Annotated in this window: 16 protein-coding genes; 6 read left to right on the top strand and 10 right to left on the bottom strand. The window is 62.1% G+C overall.

Annotated elements, in window-relative coordinates; all coding sequences use genetic code 11:
• Positions 1–32: 32 nt before the first annotated feature.
• Together B7L68_RS00380 and B7L68_RS00385 are read right to left on the bottom strand one after the other, a co-directional pair.
• A complete protein-coding gene (locus tag B7L68_RS00380) occupies positions 33–1,154 on the bottom strand; it encodes a DUF1512 domain-containing protein (RefSeq protein ID WP_081245694.1) in 1,122 nt (373 codons plus the stop codon).
• 76 nt (positions 1,155–1,230) lie between these two features.
• Positions 1,231–2,736 carry a hypothetical protein gene (locus B7L68_RS00385; RefSeq protein WP_081245695.1) on the bottom strand — a complete coding sequence of 502 codons (1,506 nt, stop codon included), beginning with the start codon at positions 2,734–2,736 and terminating at the stop codon, positions 1,231–1,233.
• A 62-nt stretch (positions 2,737–2,798) separates the two neighbouring features.
• Between B7L68_RS00385 and B7L68_RS00390 the strand changes: the two genes are divergently transcribed.
• A complete protein-coding gene (locus B7L68_RS00390) occupies positions 2,799–3,101 on the top strand; it encodes a hypothetical protein (RefSeq protein WP_081245696.1) in 303 nt (100 codons plus the stop codon).
• Between the two features lie 84 nt (positions 3,102–3,185).
• Here the strand turns inward: B7L68_RS00390 and B7L68_RS00395 are convergent, their stop codons facing one another.
• Both B7L68_RS00395 and B7L68_RS00400 read right to left on the bottom strand, forming a co-directional pair.
• Entirely contained in the window at positions 3,186–4,424 is a 1,239-nt protein-coding gene (locus tag B7L68_RS00395) for a hypothetical protein (protein ID WP_238136246.1), read from the bottom strand.
• Between the two features lie 69 nt (positions 4,425–4,493).
• On the bottom strand, positions 4,494–4,847 hold the full coding sequence (locus tag B7L68_RS00400; RefSeq protein ID WP_081245698.1) for a hypothetical protein: 354 nt from the start codon (positions 4,845–4,847) through the stop codon (positions 4,494–4,496).
• Positions 4,848–4,888: 41 nt separating this feature from the next.
• Here B7L68_RS00400 and B7L68_RS00405 point away from each other — a divergent pair, with 41 nt between their 5' ends.
• Positions 4,889–5,572: an acyltransferase gene (locus B7L68_RS00405; RefSeq protein ID WP_081245699.1), complete on the top strand. Its 684-nt coding sequence runs from the start codon at positions 4,889–4,891 to the stop codon at positions 5,570–5,572.
• Here the strand turns inward: B7L68_RS00405 and B7L68_RS00410 are convergent.
• Positions 5,569–7,827 carry a CDC48 family AAA ATPase gene (locus B7L68_RS00410; protein ID WP_081245700.1) on the bottom strand — a complete coding sequence of 753 codons (2,259 nt, stop codon included), beginning with the start codon at positions 7,825–7,827 and terminating at the stop codon, positions 5,569–5,571. The genes B7L68_RS00405 and B7L68_RS00410 overlap by 4 nt on opposite strands.
• A gap of 72 nt (positions 7,828–7,899) precedes the next feature.
• Between B7L68_RS00410 and hsp20 the strand changes: the two genes are divergently transcribed.
• Positions 7,900–8,424, top strand: coding sequence for an archaeal heat shock protein Hsp20 (gene hsp20, locus B7L68_RS00415; protein ID WP_081245701.1), 525 nt, complete (start codon positions 7,900–7,902; stop codon positions 8,422–8,424).
• 58 nt (positions 8,425–8,482) lie between these two features.
• Positions 8,483–9,190 (top strand): purine-nucleoside phosphorylase, encoded by a 708-nt coding sequence (locus B7L68_RS00420; protein WP_081245702.1) that lies wholly within the window; start codon positions 8,483–8,485, stop codon positions 9,188–9,190.
• Here B7L68_RS00420 and B7L68_RS00425 read toward each other — a convergent pair.
• Positions 9,157–9,474, bottom strand: a complete 318-nt coding sequence (locus B7L68_RS00425; protein ID WP_081245703.1) for a hypothetical protein — start codon at positions 9,472–9,474, stop codon at positions 9,157–9,159. The two genes, B7L68_RS00420 and B7L68_RS00425, sit on opposite strands and share 34 nt — an antisense overlap.
• Positions 9,475–9,509: 35 nt before the next feature.
• On the opposite strand from B7L68_RS00425, the gene B7L68_RS00430 reads away from it, so the two are divergent.
• Complete coding sequence (locus tag B7L68_RS00430) at positions 9,510–10,355, top strand: lysine exporter LysO family protein (protein ID WP_081245704.1); 846 nt, start codon at positions 9,510–9,512, stop codon at positions 10,353–10,355.
• Here B7L68_RS00430 and B7L68_RS00435 read toward each other — a convergent pair.
• Positions 10,344–10,913, bottom strand: coding sequence for a UbiX family flavin prenyltransferase (locus B7L68_RS00435; protein ID WP_081245705.1), 570 nt, complete (start codon positions 10,911–10,913; stop codon positions 10,344–10,346). The two genes, B7L68_RS00430 and B7L68_RS00435, sit on opposite strands and share 12 nt — an antisense overlap.
• Positions 10,914–10,965: 52 nt before the next feature.
• Here B7L68_RS00435 and B7L68_RS00440 point away from each other — a divergent pair, with 52 nt between their 5' ends.
• Positions 10,966–11,190, top strand: a complete 225-nt coding sequence (locus B7L68_RS00440; RefSeq protein ID WP_081245706.1) for a ribbon-helix-helix domain-containing protein — start codon at positions 10,966–10,968, stop codon at positions 11,188–11,190.
• Between the two features lie 75 nt (positions 11,191–11,265).
• Here B7L68_RS00440 and hxlB read toward each other — a convergent pair whose 3' ends face one another.
• The 3 genes from hxlB to B7L68_RS00455 form a co-directional block, all read right to left on the bottom strand.
• On the bottom strand, positions 11,266–11,874 hold the full coding sequence (gene hxlB, locus B7L68_RS00445) for a 6-phospho-3-hexuloisomerase (RefSeq protein ID WP_081245707.1): 609 nt from the start codon (positions 11,872–11,874) through the stop codon (positions 11,266–11,268).
• A 30-nt stretch (positions 11,875–11,904) separates the two neighbouring features.
• A complete protein-coding gene (gene speD / locus B7L68_RS00450; protein ID WP_081245708.1) occupies positions 11,905–12,279 on the bottom strand; it encodes an adenosylmethionine decarboxylase in 375 nt (124 codons plus the stop codon).
• 155 nt (positions 12,280–12,434) lie between these two features.
• Positions 12,435–13,580 (bottom strand): citrate synthase/methylcitrate synthase, encoded by a 1,146-nt coding sequence (locus tag B7L68_RS00455; RefSeq protein ID WP_081245709.1) that lies wholly within the window; start codon positions 13,578–13,580, stop codon positions 12,435–12,437.
• Positions 13,581–13,851: the final 271 nt, after the last annotated feature.

Below are 13,851 nucleotides of genomic sequence, written 5' to 3' on the forward strand. Positions count from 1 at the left end.
GGCGTTTACGAGGGACGGCAACAAGCCGGGGTTTACTGGGCCACGCCTACGGTATTGCCCACGCCGATGAGCAGAACCGACTCGCCCGGCTGCACCTTTTCCTTTATGAAGTCGACGACGCGTTTGCTCACGGTCTGGACCGCGTCGTATATCTCCTTCGTCATGGAGGTCAAGGCCTCGGCCTCCCTCATCTTTATCAGGAAGGCGTATAGAGGCACTCCGTACTTAGTCGCCACGCTCTCTATGTTGAACTTCTCGGCGCCTATGCCGCCCATGGCCACGCCGACGCCCTCGGCCACCTCGCCGGTCTCCTCGCCCTCCAGCTTGAGGGCCGCGTCGACGGTGATTACGTACTTGGGCTTGGCCCCCAGCTTCTCGAAGACGTACTCGACGCCTTCGTCGGGCCTCCCGACCGTGCTCCCGGGGCCCTTGGCCTTGACTATATACAGCCTCCTCCCCGCGAGGTCGCACTCGACGATCGAGGTGTCCTTAATGCCGTCGTGGGCCACCGACTGGGAGCAGACGCGCGCCACGTTGTAGGCCACCAGCGGGCCTGCGCTGTCGCCCACGGGAATGCCCTTCATGAAGGCGGTAACCGCGCCGTTCAGCGCGTCGGACACCTCCTTAAGCAGAGGCAACAGCATCGACAGCTGCATGGCGTAGACGTACAGCTTGTACTTCTTGGCTATCCTGTAGTAGTGGTCCACGACCTTGTAGAGGTAGTTGATCTCCCTCAGCGCCTCCAGCGCCGTCGAGGCGTTTTTGACCGCTGTGGAGTTGTCGCCGACCAGCCTGGCCACCTCCGACTCGGAGGCGGTCTCGTAGGCGTTAAGTATGTTCTTGTACTTGGGGACTATGCCGAAGGGGTCGAGGCCCGTCGGCGGTATCACCGTGAAGTCCAACATGCGTCTGATCACCTCGTCGACGTCCCTCCGGCCCACGCCCTGTCTCTTCAGGCGCTCCAGATAGCTCCCCACATCGTTGGAGGCGGTCCTTATCATCTGGCCCAGATACGACAGAAAGCCGCCTATCTGCCAAAGCGGCCTCTGTATATAGTAGAACTCCTGATAGATGTATATGGCCATGAACCACACTATTGTGGTGACTATCCAATACCACATGCTGTTTCCTGCGGTAGCGGTTTGGAGTATCATCGGCTTCCAGCTGTTATGTCAATAAAAAGATTTCAGCGATCGAAGACCCGCTCATTGGTCGCGCGGCACGCGCTCATCACACCTCCACGGTCTCCTCCCGCTCCTCTCTTTTATTGCTTCCTCTAGCCGAGAGCGCCAGGGCGGTGGACGCGCCTGCGGCCCCCGCCGCGGCCGCTATCTTGAGCAGACTGCCCTCGGTGAGGACGGGCAGCTTTATCGTCGGGCTCAGCTGTACCGTGTACTCGACGCCGCGGTATTTAACCACGGCGAAGCTGGAAACAGGTATCACCACCGCGGCTCCCTGAGCCCCTCTGAAGGTCAGGTTGCCCATCGCGATCTCGAAGTCGCCCAGAGGGCTCCCCATGATGTCGACGACGTGGACCGCCTCAGCGAGGCCTGTGTCGTTTATGGATATAACCGGCTGGGCCCTGACGACGTATCTGGCTATCGCGGTCCCGTTGAGGTATACGGCGACGGTGACGTTCGAGCCCGCCCTAGCCAGCTCGGGCGACACGGCCCCGACCCCCCACCCGTAGACCGCCACTCTGGGCCTCACTATGTCGGTCCGGGCCACGAGGTATCCGCCCTCGAGGGCCGCCGGGTAGTAGATCGTCGAGTTGCCCAACACGACCGCGACGTAGTAGGCCGCGCCGTATACGAGGCACCTCCCGACCGGCGCCCCGTCGGCCGTCGTCGGGTACACCGTGACGTTGTAGTCCGAGAGCGGAGTCCCGGCGAGATCTGTGGCGTTGACGCCCATCAGCAACGTCGTGTTGATCGCCTTGGGGAACTCCGGGCTCTCCAGGGTGTAGGTCTCCCCGTCGTCCAGCTGCACCACCACGGAGACGGGCCTCGCCAGGGGGTCCGAGACGTAGGCAACCCCGCCGCATTGGCCCACCACCGGTATCCGGACCTGGCTCACCACCACCGTGGGCTTGCCCAAGACGTAGATCTGGGACGGCGCGAACCTCAGGCCCGATATGGGCGCCGGATAGCCTCCCGACAGGTTGACGCCTGGCTCCGGCACGTATACGTAGTAGTCGGGAGCCCTCGAGGAGAGGGAGATCCGGGTGACGTTGACAAGCCCGTAGCCGGATATGGTTATCTGGGTGCCGTAGGCCAGATATCCCACGAGGTATACCCCCATGGCGCTTTGGTCCTCTATCTTGTATAGGAAGGACCCCGTGACGTTGGGCCTGTAGAGGGATTTCACCTCGATCAAGGCGCCGTCGGTCACGTTGAGCTGGACCGTGCCTATGAGCGCGTAGGTTTCGCTGGCGCCGTAGGAGACAGGTATCAACGGCCCCACGGCCCTCCATCTGTCAACCACTATGGACAGAAACGCGCCGCAGATACGGCCGGCGGCGTAGGTCGGCGTGCTGTAGGGCGCGAGCAAGGCCCTCCGGATGTCTCCGTACTGGTCCACCACATATATGGAGCTTATGCCGTATCCCGACAGCGGGTCCAGATACGCGGTGACGTTGGCGCAGCCGCCTAGGTACGTGCTGAAGGTATACGGGACATAGGGCACTTGTATCAACGACAGCGTCGAGTTTATCAACAAGTAGAGCGCCACCATCATCGCCTCCGCCCATCCCCGAGGAAATAAGGACAACATTTAAGTATGTCGCGCCACGAGGCCTTGTGAAATTCGCCGTAGCCTCGGTGATATTCTCGCTCGCCGCGCTCGTGGCGGCTCTGGCGGCCAAGAGCCTAGCGGCGCCGCTGGCGCTCCCCATATACGTCGCCCTCGCCGCGATAGACATAGCCCTGTTCCTCCTGGGCATCCGCGACGCCGCGGCGGCGCTGGACATAGTGACGAGTGAGTGGGAGGCGGCCGAGCTGAAGTCGGTAAGAGCTCTGCTGGTCGTGATGTTCGCCATGTCGCTAGTGGTCCTGGGCTACCTCATAGTGGCGCACATAGCGCCTACGGTCTTCGCGGCGTAAGTACGAGAGAGTATTGTTGGAGAAGCTCGTGAAATGAACAGGCCGACTGGGAGGCTCGGATTAACCCCCGTCCTTTTGACTATTTCAGCTCCCCTGACTTTTTCCCTCCAGCTCCTCCAGCCTTTTCCTACATTCATCCAGCCTGTTCTTGATCTCGGCGACGGCGGCTTCTCTCAGCAGTAGCGATCTGTAGAAGGAGAGGATCTCTCTTTCCTGCTCCAGGAGCCTCTTCTGCCACTGGGCTAAACGCGACTCCTCCTCTATGAGCCTCCTCGCGAAGGGCGCCAGCCCGTCCATCAGCTCCATTTCCTTCCTCCTGACGTAGTCCTCCAGCTTGGAGTACTCGGCTTCCTTCTGCCTAAGGGCCTCCTCGACGTTTTTGTATTTGGCCACGAGGTCCTCCAGCTCCTTCTTCCCGGCCTCTATGTCCTGCTGGAGCTTCTCGAGCTCGGCCCTCCTCCTCTCGAGCTCCTGTAGCTTTGCCTCAGCCTCCCTGCCCCTGGCCTCCAGCTCCCTGGCCCTGGCCTCTCTCTGCTCCAGCTCGAGCCTCTTAGCCTCCAGCTCCTGCTGCATCTTCTTGAGGTCCAGATCGCGCCTGATCACCTCCTCCTCCCTGGCCTTCAACGCCCTCTCGCGTTCCTCCAGCTCCTGCAGCATGGAGGCGTATCTGCCCAACATGTTCCTGAGGTCGTCGAATAGAGGCTGGGCTGAGGAGGAAAGCGCCGCCAGCTTCTTCAGATTCTGCGCCAAATCCTCCAGCTCGCCCTCCTTCTTCTTGAGGGCCTCCTCCCTGGTCTTCAGCTCGGCCTCCCTGTAGGCCAACTGCTTCAGCTTGTTCTCGTAGTCCTGGAGCCTCGCCGTGAGGTCCTTTGACAGCTCCAGCATCGAGGACGCTATGGCTCTGATCTGGCCCGACGCGTTGTTCAGCGCCTCGAGGGTGGAGGACGCCTCGCCCAGCTTTGCCGCCAGACCGTCTATGGAGCCTAGGGACTTGGCCAAGGCGTCTGCGGCCGACGCGACCTGGGCCGCGGCCGACTTCAGCTGGTCCGCGACGTCCAGCAGCTCCTTCCGGCGCGACGCGACGTCCCTCATGCCGTTGACTATATCGTTGAGCCTGGCCACGCCCTCCACGAGATCCTTCACGCTTCTGGAGATGACGTTGGAGAGCCCGTCCACAGACTTCTTTATGTCCAGCAGACTCCCCCTGAGGTCTGGCGGTATGGAGCCCCTCAGCTCGCTCACGCTGGCGTTGAGGGAGCTCAAGGCGCTGTCTATTCTGGCTATGGCGTCGTCCAGCCGCCTGGCGTCCTCCCTCCTAAACACGAGCGTCCTCCACGACTGCTTTATATTGTTTACGGCCACTGGCGGCCTGCGCGGCGGCCCGGGCCCCGCTCATCTGCCAGACTGCGCCTTCTCCAGATAGCCCTGCAGCGACGCGACCCGCTCGAGCAGGGCCTCGCAGAGCGCGTCCCTCCTCCTCAGCTCCTCGAGCAGTATCTCCCTCTGATATGCGAGCTCCTCGAGGGCCTTCTGGATCACGGCATCTATGCGCTCGGCGGCTTCCTGCATCTTCGAGACGGCTATCTCCACGTTGGGCTGCGCCGGAGGGGGCTGGGGGGCCTGTTTCGCCTCCATCTTCGAGGCCGCCTCGGCCATCTGCCTCGAGAGGGCCTCCATCCCCCTCCTTATCTCGACCAGCTCCCTCAAGACGTCCTGGAGTATGTCCTCGGGGGATAGATCCGCCACTGCCGTCTGTGTTGCTATCCTTAAATACTTGATGTATAGCCATGGGGTTCAGATCGGCGAGGGCGACGGTGAGGGCTAAGTACGTGGACGCCGGCGCCGTGATACTGGGCCCTTCGTCTATCGGCGAGGGGGCCTTCGTCGACGCGGTCATAGTGGGCTATCCCACTAGGTCGAAAATACTCGGCGACTTCAAGTCCCTCGACGATATAAGCGAGGGCTCCAGGATAGGCGAAAGGGCGATATTGAGGAGCGGGTCCGTCGTCTACGAAAGGGCCGTGCTGGGCTCCGGGGTCGAGCTCGGCCACAACGTCTTGATCAGAGAGGATACGGTTGTGGGCGACGGGGTGAGGATCGGCACCGGCTCGATCGTCGAGAAGGGCGTGAGGATAGGGAGGAACGCGTGGATACAGTCAATGGCGTATATACCCAACGGCACGGTGATAGAGGAAGACGTCTTCATAGGGCCCAACGCCGTGATAACCAACGACAAATATCCGCCGAGCAGGAGGCTGGACCCCGTCGTGATAAGGAGAGGCGCGGTTGTGGGAGCCAACGTCACCTTGGTCGCCGGCGTCGAGGTGGGCGAGCGCGCCGTCGTGGCAGCAGGGGCGGTGGTGACGAGGGACGTCCCGCCCGGCGCTGTGGTCGCCGGAGTCCCTGCGAGGGAGATATCCAGAGTGGATGAATACGTCAAGAAGAGGGAGGTCTACGAACGCAACGTCTAGATCCCGACGGCGACGGCCCTCTTTATCCGCCTGGACATCTCCTCGTAGAGCCTCACGTCGTCCTTAGTCAGCGAGGGCGGTATGCGCCTAAGCGCCTCCTCGAAGTGCCGTGCCGAGACCGGCCTGGCGGATCCGGCCCTCTCCCTTATGGTCTCCCTCAGGGCGAGCATGGCGGCCTCCCTCACCAAGGCCGCTATATCGGCGCCCGTATACCCCTCGGTCCTTTTGGCCAGCTCGGCGATGTCGACGACGTCCTCCTTACTGCATCTGCCGTCCTTGGCCGCAGCCTCGTCGCACAGCTTCACGCGCCTTGTGTGGACCTTGAGTATCTCGAGCCTGGCCTTGTCGTCTGGCGGAGGCACGTAGATTATGCGATCGAACCTCCCCGGCCTGAGGAGCGCCGGATCCAAGATATCGGGCCTGTTCGTCGCGGCCATCACCACCACGTTCCTCAAGGCCCCTATTCCGTCCATCTCGGCCAGCAGCTGGTTGACTATCCTGTCTGTGACGCCCGAGTCGCCGAGCCGCGAGCCCCTCGCCGGAGCTATCGAGTCTATCTCGTCGAAGAAGACGACGCAGGGAGCGGCCATCCTGGCCCTCTTGAATATCTCCCTAACCGCCTTCTCAGACTCGCCGACCCACTTGCTCAACACCTCAGGTCCTCTGACAGCCACGAAGTTTGCGCCCGACTCGGTCGCCACAGCCTTGGCGAACATGGTCTTGCCGACCCCCGGAGGGCCGTACAGAAGTATGCCCCTGGGCGGCTCCACGCCGAGCTCGTCGAAATAGGCCCTATACTTCATGGGCCACTCCACTATCTCCCTCAGCTCCTGCTTTATGTCCTCGTAGCCGCCTATATCGCTCCAGCGCACCTCGGGCACCTCGATGATGACCTCCCTCAGGACGGTGGGCTGGACGAACTTCATCGCCTCCATGAAGTCGCCCATGCCCACCTTGAGCTTGCTGAGGACGTCGGGCGGTATGCTCTCCTGGTCGAGGTCTATAAGCCCCTTGGAGATAGCCTTCCTCAAGGCGGACATGGCGGCCTCCTTGGCCAGGGCCGCTATGTCGGCCCCCGTATAGCCGTGGGTCATCTCGGCGATCTTGTCCAAATCCACCTCGTCGCCGGCTACGCACACCTTGGATTTCACGTCCTCGCTGGTGCACAGCGGCATGTTGCGGGTGTGGACCTGCAGAATCTCCCTGCGGGCCCTCTTGTCGGGCATCGGTATCTGGATCTCCCTGTCGAATCTTCCGGGCCTCCTCAGGGCGGGGTCCACGGCGTCGGGGCGGTTCGTGGCGCCTATCACCACTATCTGCCCCCTCTCCTGCAGCCCGTCCATGAGGGTGAGGAGCTGCGCCACGACCCTCTTCTCCACCTCGCCCGTGACCTCCTCCCTCTTGGGCGCTATGGCGTCTATCTCGTCGATGAAGACTATGGCCGGGGCGTTCTTCTTCGCCTCGTCGAATATCTCCCTCAGCTTCGCCTCCGACTCGCCGTAGTACTTCGACATGATCTCCGGCCCGTTTATGGCGATGAAGTAGGCGTTGGCCTCGTTGGCCACGGCCTTGGCCAGCAGGGTCTTGCCGGTGCCGGGAGGCCCGAAGAGGAGGATGCCCTTAGGGGGCTCTATGCCCAGATGCTTGAACAGCTCCGGATGGCGCAGAGGGAGCTCCACGAGCTCCCTGATCTTCTGCTTAGCCTCCTCCAGATCCCCAATATCCTCCCAGGTGACCCTCGGTATGGTCAGCTCGGCCTCCTTGACCGGCTCCTCCCTGACGGTTACCTCCGTGTCCACCGAGACGTAGGCCGCGGGGCCTGGCTGTACCTGCACCACGACGAACCTTATGGATCCTCCGTAGAACGGCACGTCGATGGCCTGGCCCCGCGTGACGGGCTTGCCCAGAAGGATCTGCTTCTTGAGGTATTCGGGGTCTACCCTCACCGGCTCCGTGGGGGCCAGCACGACCCTCTGGGCGGGCCTCAGGGAGATCCTCCTCACCTTGACGGTGTCGCCGATGCCCACGCCGGCGTTCTGCCTGATCATCCCATCCATCCGGATTATATCCTTGTCCTCATCCTCGGGGTAGGCCGGCCAGACCTGGGCGTAGGCCGACTTCCTCCCCACGATCTCGATGTAATCGCCGGGCTCCACGCCCAGCCTCTTCATGATCCTTATGGGTATCCTCACGATAGAGCGCCCGACGTCTCTAGACTTCGCCTCAAAGATGCGTAGCACAACCTCGTCAGCCATAGTGACCACGGGGGTCGGTCTATAAAAGTCTTGCGAAGAAAGGCTTTTATCCCTAGAGATAGAAAGAAAGACATGTCGGTGTTCGACGAGTTCGACAGGATAATGAAGAGGTGGCAGAGGTTCTTCGAGGAGCTGGAGAGACAGATAGACGAGGAGTTCCAGAGGTTCGCCGAGCCGAGGTATCAAGGCAGGGGCAAGCCGAGGTTTTACTACTACGGCTTCGAGATAACCATGGGCCCCGACGGCAAGCCCGTGGTGAGGGAGTTCGGCAACGTGAAGAGCAGAAGGGAGGGCTCGATAGAGGTGGTGGACGAGATAGAGCCCCTCACGGACGTGGTCGAGGATGAGGGCAAGATAAAGGTGGTCGTTGAGATGCCCGGCGTCGATAAGGACGACATAAAGGTTCGCCTCGGCGACGACAACAGGACCCTCGTGGTGAGCGCAGTCGGAAAGGACAGGAAGTACTACAAGGAGATACCTCTCCCCGGGGAAGTCCTACCCGATAAGACCAAGGCCTCCTACAGAAACGGCGTGCTCGTAGTCGAGCTCGAGAAGAAGGACAAGTCCAAGAAGGGCTTCGAAATAAAGGTGGAGTAGGCCGCTGAGGAGACTGCCGTCCTCATCATCCTTATATTTTTGGAGTGTCTGGAGGCCCATGCCCTACCACATAAGGGCGGCTCGGGGCGACGTGGCGGAGACGGTGATAGGCGTGGGCGATCCGGCCAGGGCGGAGCTGTTCGCGGGCTTGATAGGGGCCAGGCCCGTCAACATGCATAGATATCCGGTCTACACAGGCCGCTTCAAGGACATACCGGTGACCGTGGTCGCCCACGGGATCGGCGCCCCCTCGGCGGCCATAGCCATGGAGGAGCTCAAGATGCTGGGCATGCGGCGCTTCGTGAGGATAGGGACGGCGGGCGCCCTCGCGGATCTCAAGATAGGCGACGTGGTCGTGGCGTCGGCGGCCGCGGCAGCCCAAGGCGGCATCTTCTCGGCCTATATGGACGGCGCATGTCCGCCGTTGGCCCCATCCCCGGTGCTCACGGCCAGGCTCTACGAGGGGCTGAGGAGCCTCGGCGCAGTTCTAGGCCCCGTTGTGTCCAGCGACGCGTTCTACGCTGAGGCAGGCGCGGTAGATCTCTGGAGGTCCTGGGGAGCCGTCGCGGTGGAGATGGAATGCGCCGCCGCCATGATGCTGGGCTGGCTTAGAGGCTTCGAGACGGCCTGCGTGTTGGTGATAAGCAACGTGGTGGGCAGGGAGGAGACCGCGGACCTGCGCGATAGGTTCCTCGAGGTCTTCAGGAAGGTCCTCGAGATCATTTGGGGTTCTTATTCGTCATCGGTCGGGAGCGGCAGCCCTTGAATCATCGACCTCCCCTTCTTTCCCATTAATAACGCTAACGCGGTCTCTATCTCGGCGAGCATGGCCTCCACGCATCTGGAGCAGTACGCGGCGGCGACTCCCCTATAGACGCCGAGATAGCCCACGTTGTCGGGCCCCACGATCGACCCGCAGGACCTGCACCTGGGCCTCCTTAGTTTCAGGAAAATTCTCACCTCGGCGACGTCGGCGTTGGTTACCGTCTCGCCTCCCGCCGAGATGTAGAAGATTAGTTTCGGCCTACTCCCCCCGGGTCTCATGACCATATTCAACCTATAAAAGCAACTTACGCCGCGGGTCCATGGAGCTCGCGGCGGAGATGGCCCAATATATCGCCTCCATGGGGCTTGGATACCTCGCGGGCAGACGCCTCGGGCTGAGGGTCCCCCCGGCCGTCTTCACGGCCGTTGTGGCGGCGGTTATATTTTCGGCCTCGGCCGAGGGAGCGCACGTCGTTGTGGACAACGCGGGCTATATAGTCGCGCTGTCGCTCGGCTACGCGCTGTCTGTGGCGTTGGCATCCATGCTGCCGTTTGCGCTGTCCTCGCGAGGCCGAGGCGCCCAGTCGCCGTCGGGATCCAGGGTGTCGGCCGTCGCGGTGTCGGCCCTCCTGGCGGGCATAGCCGTGGGCTATTTCGTCCAGGCGCCCTACGCGTCGGCCATAGAGCCCATACTCCTGGTACTGCTCTTCCTGGCGGGCGCCGACATAGGCCGGCTCAAGGGGCTGAGGCTGAGCCCGAGGCTCGCGGCGGTGCCCCTCGTCTCGCTTGCCTCGAGCCTGGCGGCGGGCCTGGCCTTCTATCTATGGCTTGGCGTCAGCCCGGCGGTGGCTGTGGGGATGGGGTGGTACAGCTTCACAGGTCCCTATCTGCTCTCGGCGTCCGGCGACGCCGTCCTGGGGACGCTGGGGTTTCTCGCCAACTTCTTCAGGGAGCAGCTGACGTTCGTATTGACGCCGCTTCTGGCAGGCCGGGTGCGGCCCGACGCGGCGCTGGCGATAGGCGGCGCGACGACGATGGACAACACCCTGCCGCTGTACCGCTCCGTGTATGGGGCCGAGGCCGTCGTGCCTGCGGTGGTGAACGGCGTCGTGTTGACCCTTGCCGTGCCCATAGTGGTCCCCCTGGTGTACAGCCTATTTCCTTAGCCTGTCGCGACCCCAGCGCTGTATGAGCTCGTGCTCAAGCCCCAACGCGTCTAGGACCCTCCCCACGAAGAAGTCGATGAGCTCGTCCAAGGTCTTCGGCCTGTGGTAGAACGGAGGCGACGCCGGCATGACCACGGCGCCGGCCGCCGTGGCCATCTCCATGTTCCTTATGTGGATCAGGCTCAGCGGCGACTCCCTAACGACCAGGACCAGCCTCCTCCTCTCCTTCAGGGCCACCTCGGCCGCCCTGGTTATGAGGTTCGTGGTGATCCCGTTGGCTATGGCGGCCAAGGTCTTTGTGGAGCAGGGAACCACGGCCACCGCATCCATCTTGAAGCTGCCCGAGGCGGGCGGCGCCTCTAGGTCGTCCTCCTCCCAGTAGTAATCGGCGAGCGAGACCACGGAGTTTCTATCCACGCCCACCTCGTGCTTGACTATCTTCCAGGCGGTTCTGGAGACCGATAGGTGGACCTCGGCGTCCAGCTTGCGGAGGTATTCGAGGAGCCTCACGGCGTATACAGCCCCCGAAGCCCCGGTCACCCCCACGAATATCCTCACGGCGTCGGTGAATTGGGATATTAAAAATTAAAAACTATGGATCGATAGCTCTATGGCGAGGGCGGGGGACAGAAGGAGGAGGAAGTACGGCGTCAGGAAGCTCGTCGTCGTCTCGGTCAATCTGCCCGATAGACAGGTTGAGAATCTCGACGCCCTGGTGGAGCTGGGGCTTTTCAGGAGCCGCTCCGACGTCGTCGAGACGGCCCTAGAGGAGCTCCTCCTCCGATATAACGTCAAGATTGAGGATGAAGACATAGAGGCTATCAAGGGGAGGTAGCCGTCCGAAGGCGGGTTGGTTCAGATTTGTCACCACCGCTCATCTTCGCCACACACCGTCGTCATCACACGGAGGTTAAGGCACCTCAATATTAGCGTGTTTCCTGGCCAAGTCCTGTTCGTTCTTGCCTAACTGCTTCATTAGGTCGGCCACAACGGCGTCCAGCACCACCATGGCGGTGTCCTCGAACAAGGTGCCGAGAGGCGAGAGGGGCTCGTGGAGGCCCAGCACCTGCCTCGCGAAGTAGTCGTCCATGACCGCCACCTTGGTCCTGCCCGGCACGAAGAGGACTATGTCGGCGAGTTTGCCCAAGGGGGAATCCATGTAGGTGGTTATGGCGACAACTACGGCGCCCATCTTCTTTGCGGCCTCGGCGGCGGCCACCACTATCTGCGTCGTCCCGCTGCCCGAAATCGCCACCACTATGTCGTCCTTCCTGACCGGCGGCGTGATGGTCTCGCCCAGCACGTAGGAGTGTATCCCGAGGTGGCGCAACCTCATGGCGAACCCCCTGGCGACGAGCCCGCTGCGGCCCATGCCGACCACCAAGACGGCCCTTTCATCGTTATATGCAGATACTAGAAGATCTGTAAATTTCGCTATACTATCTAAGTCGAGCTTATTCAACGATTGTAGAATAAAATTCGCTATCTCTAGAAAAGCGGCTTTAAACGTCTCCGACATGGCGGAACTAAAAATCCCAATTTTTAAGTGCTATCTCCTCAGCGATCTATCGCCGCGAAATACCTCGACCCTCTGGGCGTTAAGCTCCCTCGCTATGTAGTTAAACGCCGCCTCCGGGTCCGTATTTCCGCAGGTGTAGACGTCGACCGTGGCGAAGCCGTGTTCAGGCCATGTATGTATGGATATATGGCTCTCAGCCACTATGGCGAAGACCGTGAGGCCGCTGTTCACGCCGAATTTATACGTGTTCACCGAGACGAGCGTGGCGTTGGCTATCTTGGCCGCATTCCTGACTATCTGTATGAGCCGCGTCTCGTCTCGGAGGAGCTCCCTATCGCAGTCGTAGAGGTTGCCGTACACGTGGCGTCCGATCACTATGGTCTCCGCCCCGGCGTCCCCCCGCATGGAGGGGGATGCTGGCGAGTATATAAAATTGACCCCCATAAATACGCCGGTAATCTCCGAAACCCGGCGCCCTTGATATAAACCACGCCGTAGGTGAGGGAGGCCCCCTGCCTCGAGGCGCCCTGGGGAAGCCCGGCCGCGCGGTCTATGTAAGTTTATATACCCCCGCCGAGGCCGCCCCTCTCGGGGAGGGGGACGTACCTCAGCCCGACGGGGCCCACGTACCTCTCGGTCGGCCTTATCAGCCGGTTCCTCGACCTGTACTCGAGCACGTGCGCTATCCAGCCGGCCGCTCGCGACATGGCGAAGGCGGGCAGGTTCAGGTCTGTGGGCAGGCCGAGATATCTAAATATCACGGAGGCGTAGAGGTCCGTGTTGGCGAATATGCCCTTCCCCGAAAGCTTGGAGTGGACGTACTCCTCGAGCCTCCTGGCCACCTCGTAGGGCCCCGAGTCCCCGGACTCCTTGGCCAGGGCCTCGGCGAGCTTCCTCAGGACCTTGAGCCTGGGGTCGGGCCCCCTCTTGTATATCCTGTGGCCGAACCCGGGGATCCTCCTGCCCGAAGCCAGAGCCGAGTCGACCCACCGCGGCACCTCCTCGGGCGACCCGATCTCCTCTATCATCTTCGCCGCATCCACGTTGGCCCCGCCGTGGAGAGGCCCCTTGAGGCTGGCCAAGGCCGCCGTCAAGGCGGCGTACATGTCGCTGAGGGTCGAGGCGACGGAGACCGCCGTGAACGTGCTGTTGTTCATGCTGTGCTCCGCGTATATCACCATCATGGCGTCCATGGCCCTTATCTGCAGGGGGGTGGGGTCGCCGCCCCTCAGAATCCTCAGGAAGTACTCGGCCTGGCTTTCGGCGGGCGGGTCCACGACGTCGAGGCCCCGCCTGAGCCTATCCCAGTTGGCGGCTATATAGGGCATCGCGGCCATCGCGGCGAGGCCTCTCCTCAGCTCCGCCTCGCGGGACCTATCCGCCAGATCTTCGCCGAGGGCCATGGCCGAGACCGCCGTCCTCAACACGTCTATCGGCTCCGCGCCGCGCGGCAACGCCCTCATCACCGAGACGACGTAGTCCGGCGGCCTCCTCATCGACGCCAGAAGCCGCTTGAATTCGGCCAGCTCGGAGGCCCCGGGGAGCCTGCCGTAGATCAACAGATACGCCGTCTCCTCGAAGCTGGACCTCTCCGCAAGCTCCTCGAGGTCGTAGCCGCGGTAGTAGATCTTAGAGTTCTCGACGTCGATTAGGCAGATCTCGCTCTCCTTCACCACGACGCCCTCCAGGCCCGGCGAGTAGGCCATGGCTTAGCTACGCCCCATGGTTTTATTCATTGATTCCAATATGACGCGCGTATCAAACAATTCTGTCGAGCGTAGCCGGCGTATCGCCTCAAAGGGTCCTCTAGCCGGGATGGGAACGGGTCTGGGCGGCGTGGGCCGACGCCTGCGACGCCGCCGTCGCCGTAAGGTCTGTGGGCAAGCCTCTGCTCCACCGCCTTGACCGCCGCGGAGTTCCCTTTCGCACGAGGCCCCGCGCGGCGGACCCCGACCCGCTCGACGCCGGAGGCGGCTC

The organism is Thermoproteus sp. CP80, assembly GCF_002077075.2.
Lineage (GTDB): Archaea > Thermoproteota > Thermoprotei > Thermoproteales > Thermoproteaceae > Thermoproteus.